At 44.4% G+C, this 4408-nt stretch carries 3 protein-coding genes; 1 reads left to right on the top strand and 2 read right to left on the bottom strand.

Annotated features, from left to right (window positions below; genetic code table 11):
- Window positions 1-164: 164 nt before the first annotated feature.
- Entirely contained in the window at window positions 165-2534 is a 2370-nt protein-coding gene (locus LBQ60_11295; protein MDR2038496.1) for an alpha-L-rhamnosidase N-terminal domain-containing protein, read from the bottom strand.
- A 20-nt stretch (window positions 2535-2554) separates the two neighbouring features.
- On the bottom strand, window positions 2555-3388 hold the full coding sequence (locus LBQ60_11290; protein ID MDR2038495.1) for an alpha/beta hydrolase: 834 nt from the start codon (window positions 3386-3388) through the stop codon (window positions 2555-2557).
- A gap of 375 nt (window positions 3389-3763) precedes the next feature.
- On the opposite strand from LBQ60_11290, the gene LBQ60_11285 reads away from it, so the two are divergent.
- Window positions 3764-4408, top strand: a 645-nt coding sequence (locus tag LBQ60_11285; protein MDR2038494.1) for a hypothetical protein, incomplete at its 3' end; no start/stop codon positions are given.

Below are 4408 nucleotides of genomic sequence, written 5' to 3'. Positions count from 1 at the left end.
GGTGCACCTTCGTGCATGGACATGTCATGAAGGGGTAGACGTGATGTTTGTTAAAAAATGCAGACATACCTTAAAGTTATCTCTCCGGACCTACTGCCGACACATGCAAATTAATATATTTTTTTGCCCCTGACAACTGATTAATATCATGTTTGTGCCGGAAGTTATTTGATCGTCTGCTTGCCGCCATGTAATCGGGTTTGTTTCCCTTTCCATATAAATATTCCCGAAACATTTTGTGGCAATGTGATCTCGGCGGTTATATTTCCCTTTTTATCCAATTGGTAATCCACACAAATATCTCCTTTCGGATGAGGGATACATCCGGAAGCACTCTGTAGTTTACCCGGTTGTGGCGCGATCAGTACTTTTTCAAATCCGGGAGCTGCCGAGCTGATCCCTAAAACAATGCGGAAAAATTCAATATTCGGGCTCGATCCCCAGGCATGACAATCGCTCCGGGCAGGTTCCGGTGATTCGGCCCAGGTAGTCAATCCATTGGCCAGATGTGTATGCCAGATATCCAGCATATCCAGGTACTGGTTGCCCATTCCCACCTTGTTCAATGCCATATTCAGGTAATATTTAAAATAGACAGACGCCTGTGTCAATCCTTTTTCCTGAAGGAGACGGGTCATCAGCGTCCCGGCTTCTTCCCCCTCTACAATTCCGGATAGAATAGCCAGTATATTGGCATGTTGGGAAAAACGGTCCTTGTTAGGAGTATCGGCAAACAGTTTCCGGGAAGGATCCCAGTATTTTGTTCTGAATCCTGATTTTATCCTGGATGCAAGTTGTCCGTAATGTTCCGAAAATGCTTTCATCCCTAATTCCCTTTCCATATCTGCAGCCAGCTGGAGACCTATCAGGAAATGCAGATCCTGAACGGAAGACTGTCCGTCAGGAAGACGTGGCGGTACGCCTCCGTCGAACCCTGAGGCCCAGTCGGTGAAAAACCAGTAGGGGATGTAGGAGAGGGAAGCATCGTCCCGGAGATGTTTTTCATAATAATCCAGCACCATACGTGTATAAGGAAGCTGTGCCGCTATATACCGGTTGTTTCCCCGGTGCATCCAGTAATCATGGATGGTAGCGATCCACCAGATGGAAAATGAAGGGATGAACTGGTGAAGATTGGTCGGATAACGGCTCATGGTGATACCATCGGACACAATGGACTGCCGTCCGTTATCGATGGCATTTCTGACCAGCCGGTCATCCCTGGTATTGTACAGGGTAACCATAGCCTGGATACGGGTATCGCCGAAATACTGAAGTTGCTCATAATAAGGGCAATCCATATATGTCTCATGGGCACATAACCTTGCCGTACGCCATCCGACCGATAATATCCGGTCCAGCTCCGGCATCTGTGGGGCGGAAAATCTGGATGCCAGTTCGAACGGATAACCGGTATAGGTACCATAGATGTCATTTAACACCAACGGTTCTCCGGCAGTTTTTATTTCCAGCAGAATGTAACGGTACGTGCGCCACCAGAGCGAAATAAATTCCCGCTGTTCACCTCCATCCGCAATGATCCGGTCATCATACCCGAAAAAGGTTTTGCCTTCGATCTCATTACGGTTGCCTTTGTCCCGGGGAGGATGTTCGTATAATGATTCGGCATATTTGATGGTGATGTCCGCATCTTTTCCTTTGCTGAATTTCAGGTGGAGATAAGCGGTGGTCAGGTAGGACTGATCCAGTAACAGCGATACTTCAGACGAGGCAGGGATCATATAATTGCCGCTTTGTTGCGGAAACCCTGATGGAGAGGCCATCCCTTCCGTACGACGTAAACTTTGAATCCGTTCGGTAGTCAATTCCATCTGGGGAATACTACGTGGCACCAGTTGCCACCCGGGATAGTCCCGTGATCCTTTTCCGCCTCCCGTAATGATCCGGGCTGCAGGTTTCCATGAAGCATCGTCATATCCGGGTTGTTCCCATCCCCATGGATACCGGTCTGCCTGTACCTTGTCTCCGGGACCTACTACAAAATAACTTTTCAGATCGGTCAGGATAGGGCTGTAACTTTCGTTGCGGATGCTTTTCCATGATGGATCAGTGTTGATGACCTGCTCATTCGGTCCGTTACCTTGTACAATAAAACCTGTTTTATTGAAACTCATCTGGGCCACCGGGCTGTATCCTGAAAAATTCCAGACCACAGCGGCAATGATGTTCTTACCTGTCTTAAGTTGAGGCGCTATATCCACCGTTTCAAAGGCCCAGTTGTATACATCGCTCCGGGCGGGGCCCAATGAGACCATTTCTCCATTGACATATAATTTATAACGGTTGTCGGCAGAAACATGAATGATGAATTTTTGTGGCTGAGTATCCAGGTGGATGGTTTTCCGGAAATGATATACGCCATATTCATTGGCCGGAGCGCCGGATGTGCAGATCCACCAGGCCGGCCATCGTCCGGAAAGAAGATCCGGGTTGATCAGGGATATTTGGGCATATACCTGAAATATACAAATTGACAGGAACAGAAGAATAAGGGTGAAACAGGATTTTCTCATTTTAATGGTTTAATCTTTGATTATAATTTCTTTAGCCAATAAGTACAGCGTCCGAACCATTCTTCAAAAGGGGGAGATTGCGGGTAACCATGATGTCCGTCGGCATAAATATGCAATTCCGCCGAGACATTATTCTGGATCAATGCCTGGTAAAAAGCCAGGCTATTGGCCACTTTTACCACGGCGTCGTTGGTGCCGTGTGTCAGAAAAGTGGGAGGCGTGGTGTTGTCCACATGCAGATCGTTGGAAAACATCAGGACTTTTTCCCGGGAAGCGGATTCCCCGATCAGGTTTTTTCGGGAACCGGTATGCCCGAAAGCATCCATAAAGCTAATGACCGGATAAACAAGGATCATAAAATCGGGACGCAGGCTGATGCCATCAGCTTCGATTGCCGGTTCGTGATAATGGGTTCCCGCCGTCGATGCGAGATGTCCTCCTGCCGAAAATCCCATGATCCCGATCTTTCCCGGATCGATTTTCCATTCTTTTGCCCGTTGTCTTACCATCTTTATGGCTGTTTGGACATCCTGTAATGGGTATAGCGACTGGTCCGTATTTTTTGTCCTGTCGGGAAGCCGGTATTTCAGCACAAAAGCAGCTATTCCCAGCTTGTTGAATTCCTTTGCAATGGTATGGCCTTCCCGGTCGATGACCAGCGTTCCGTATCCTCCTCCCGGGCAGACGATCACCGCTTTCTTTACTTCGGATGTGCCTTCCGGAAGCCAGACGGTAATACTCGGGCCGGAAGTATCCTTTGTCCCATACAGGAATATTTCCTGTTGAGCAGAAGCTGCATGGCAAAAAAACAAGAGAATGATGAGCAAGTTGATTGTTTTAAATATTCTTTCCATATACAAATATTAATGGTTTCGGTTTTTGTTGTTCAGGATATTTTATGATGCCAAAAATGACTATGCAATCAAGAAAATGTAAAATTAAAAAAGACCGGTGAAAAAAGAAACATGCTGGATATTTATCCACTATGCTGTAATACGTGTATGTTTTTATCTATTTTATTATGAATTGTTTACTTTAATAGGTAACAGGGAATAAATTTTTTCCAGAAATGGATCAACCGATGGAAAGTAAGACATCAACTGTGTTACAAACACCTTACGGATATATCAATAAAGATAAAGTCTTCTTTACATATTAATCCGGAAAATTTTGTTGACTCAAATAAAAGTATATTTTTGTTTCTTTTAGCAAACATTAATTTAAATCTCATGAGAAAAGTAATTTTAGTACAATTGGTTTTGGTGATTTCGGTGATTTCGGTTTTTGGACAATGGCAGACGAGTGGGAGTAATATTTATTATAATAATGGTAATATCGGGATAGGAACCAGTAATATAAGTAATGAGCAAGGATGGGGAAAAGTATTGGATGTGTTCAATCTGAATCATTCAAAATTACTTATTAGAAGTAATACTGTGAAAACTGGAGTTTATGCTCATGAAGGGGATCTGTTTGGTCTGATGGGAACAGAATCCGAACACGACTTAAGATTTATGGCCGGATATGCACGATATGCTATGACTATAAAAACGAATGGTAATGTAGGAATAGGTACAACGGAAATAAGTAATGAGCAAAATTGGGGGAGGGTATTAGATCTTTTCGGCTCCTCTAGTGCAAAATTTTTAGTCAGAACAGATGATGTCAAAACTGGTATATTTTCTCATACCCCAGAAGGTGTTGGCTCAATTGGAACCGAATCTAACCACGATTTACGTTTTGTAGTAGGATACTGGACACATGCAATGACAATCAAAACTAACGGGAATGTTGGTATCGGAACAGCTTCTCCTGAACATAAGCTTCATGTAATTGGAAAGATATCAGGACAACAACTTGAAAGTACGCATTTG

Source organism: Bacteroidales bacterium, assembly GCA_031275285.1.
GTDB lineage: Bacteria > Bacteroidota > Bacteroidia > Bacteroidales > UBA4181 > JAIRLS01.
Note: the sequence above shows the minus strand (reverse complement) of the source record. Positions and strands in the feature narration are given on the sequence as shown.

Bases quoted from the DNA above. Each gene is read 5' to 3' on its own strand.
- LBQ60_11295 (MDR2038496.1), bottom strand. From the start codon at position 2,534: ATGAGAAAATCCTGTTTCACCCTTATTCTTCTGTTCCTGTCAATTTGT.
- LBQ60_11290 (MDR2038495.1), bottom strand. From the start codon at position 3,388: ATGGAAAGAATATTTAAAACAATCAACTTGCTCATCATTCTCTTGTTT.